Annotated in this window: 1 protein-coding gene; it reads left to right on the forward strand. The window is 59.8% G+C overall.

The window, feature by feature from the left end; all coding sequences use genetic code 11:
• The first annotated feature begins 662 nt into the window (after nucleotides 1–662).
• Entirely contained in the window at nucleotides 663–2,417 is a 1,755-nt protein-coding gene (gene ltrA / locus ACTWQF_RS36700; RefSeq protein WP_443284114.1) for a group II intron reverse transcriptase/maturase, read from the forward strand.
• Nucleotides 2,418–2,522 lie beyond the last annotated feature (105 nt).

Consider the following 2,522-nt stretch of genomic DNA (forward strand, 5'->3'; position numbering starts at 1 on the left):
AGTGCGACACGAAGTCGCTCCCTATGAGCGGACGGTCTGAAAGGAGAAAGGAAGAGTCGGACCGTCCCGGATCAGTGTCCAGATCCGTCCCCACGCTCGCATGCGTCGCTGGCAACGGCGGTGTGTGAAGCCGAGTGTAAAAGCTCAAGAGCAGCCCAGGCCATCGGGTAGCAACAAGTGAAGGGGAAGGCTGACCGGGCGAACGCAAGTGAACCCTTGATGACATCTCGTTATTGCCAAGTCGTGCAGATGGCAATGCAAGCGGCGGCTAGTAGGACCTAAGCGCTGAAAAGTGCAATACGAACCTCCTGGTTACAGCGAGGAGGCGCGGACACCGTAGGTCCCGGGGTTAAGAGGGCGCCCAATCCAGCCGTATCTCGAAGGAGTGGAACGTGGGAACCCTGTTGGAGTCCGCATCTATGCGGTAGGCCCGAGGTAACAGAGGCTTAATTCTCCAGCAGGAACAGGATGATCCGAGAAGCGAATGCTGGCATGGCGAAAGCCGAGGGGAAAGCAGGGAACGTCTCCAACGTCCCTGTATAACCCGCCAGATACGGGCTATGCCCGGCCCGAAAGGGAGCCCACGCGGATCAGGTGGGTCTGCAAGGAAACTGCCTAGAAACCCGAACCGACGGACAAGTTGGACGCCGAGAGGTGGGACCGTGACAACTCGATCGCCCGTTACCGCCGCGCCTCAGCTGGCGAACGGACCAGAGGGCTGGGCCGAAGCATGGCACAACATCGATTGGGCCAAGGCCGAGGAATCAGTAGGGAGACTACGGCAGCGTATCTTCGCAGCCTCGAAGAGTGGGGACCTCAAGAAGGTCCGCAATTTGCAGAAACTCATGCTGCGCTCGCTCGCCAACACGCAGGTAAGCGTCAAGCGAGTTGCGCAGCAGAGTATCGGTCGCCGAACGGCAGGCATTGACGAAGAGGTAGCCCTCACCCCTCGGGAGCGCGGGCGACTAGTCGCAGAGATTTCTGCGGATCCGAAATCGGTCAAGGCTATGCCAGTCCGGCGCGTGTACATTCCAAAGGCAAATGGGAAGCTGCGTCCGCTCGGTATTCCGGTCATGAAGGACAGGGCTAACCAGGCCCGTGTCAAGAACGCCCTGGAGCCCGAGTGGGAAGCGCGGTTCGAAGCACGAAGCTACGGCTTCCGCCCAGGCCGCGGCTGTCACGACGCGATCGAGAGCATCTTCACCACAGTCGCACACCGCGGTGCTCGACGCCTGTGGGCTCTCGACGCCGACCTGTCAGCGGCATTCGACCGAATCGACCACGATCTCCTGATGCAGAGCATCGGCGGATTCCCCGCAAGGGGCATGATCCGAGCCTGGCTGAAGGCAGGGGTTATGGACAGGGGTCGATTCGCTCCTACCAACGAAGGGACACCTCAAGGTGGAGTTGTCAGCCCGCTGCTGCTCAATATTGCACTGCATGGAATGAGTGCGGCTGCCGGTTGCATGGAAGGTGCGCCCGCATCACGTAGGGCCCATGCGCCGGTGCTCGTGCGGTACGCAGATGACTTCGTCGTCCTGTGCCACAGTGAAGAGATGGCTCACGCGGTCAAGGAGAAGCTGGCCGCGTGGTTGCACCCGAGAGGTCTCCACTTCAACGAGGAGAAGACGAAAATCGTCCACTTCGATGAAGGATTTGACTTCCTCGGATTCAACGTCCGCCGATACGGCGGGAAGCTCCTCATCAAACCGAGCAAGGAAGCCGTCAAGAGATTCCGGAAGAGGCTCCACGCTGAGATGTTGGCCCTGCGAGGGGGCAATGCCTTCGCCGTGGTTCGCAAGCTAAATCCCATCATTAAGGGATGGTGCACCTACTACCGGACGGGTGTATCCAAGGCGACATTTGATTCCTTGGATTTCTACATGTGGCAGCTCGTCTACAAATGGGCCAAGCATGCGCACCCGGCGAAGTCGAAGACCTGGTGCGTCGACAGGTACTTCGGCCGCTTCAACTCGAAACGGCAGGACCGGTGGGTGTTCGGTGAAGGAAAAACCGGAATCTACCTGTACAAGTTCTGCTGGACCAAGATCGAAAGGCATGTAATGGTCAAGGGGGCTAACTCCCGTGACGATGCAGCGCTTTCCGAGTACTGGGCGAATCGCACACGCAAGAAGATGCCAGCAACAGCCGACAAAGAGTCGGTTACGCTGGCCGCCCGCCAACGAGGGATCTGCACACTGTGCAAACAGCCGCTGATCTCCGGCGCCGAATACGAACCGGACAGCCCACGCGAATGGGCCGCCTGGTTCTCGGCATCCATGAAGTCGCTGAATAAACACCACTTCAGGTACCGGCGGGACGGCGGTTCGAACGAGAGGAAGAACCTTCGCCTCGTACACGCCGAATGTCACCGCCAGCATCACGCTGGCGACAAGAAAAGGACCAAGCAAACATGACCACAAAACGAGGCTCTGGGGACCCGCTTGAGCCGGATGCCGCGACGAGTGGCACGTCCGGTTCTGAGGGGGCCGGAGCGGGGCAACCCGCTCCGGCTACCCGAC

The sequence above is a fragment of the Streptomyces sp. 8N114 genome, assembly GCF_052245835.1.
Taxonomy (GTDB): Bacteria; Actinomycetota; Actinomycetes; order Streptomycetales; family Streptomycetaceae; genus Streptomyces.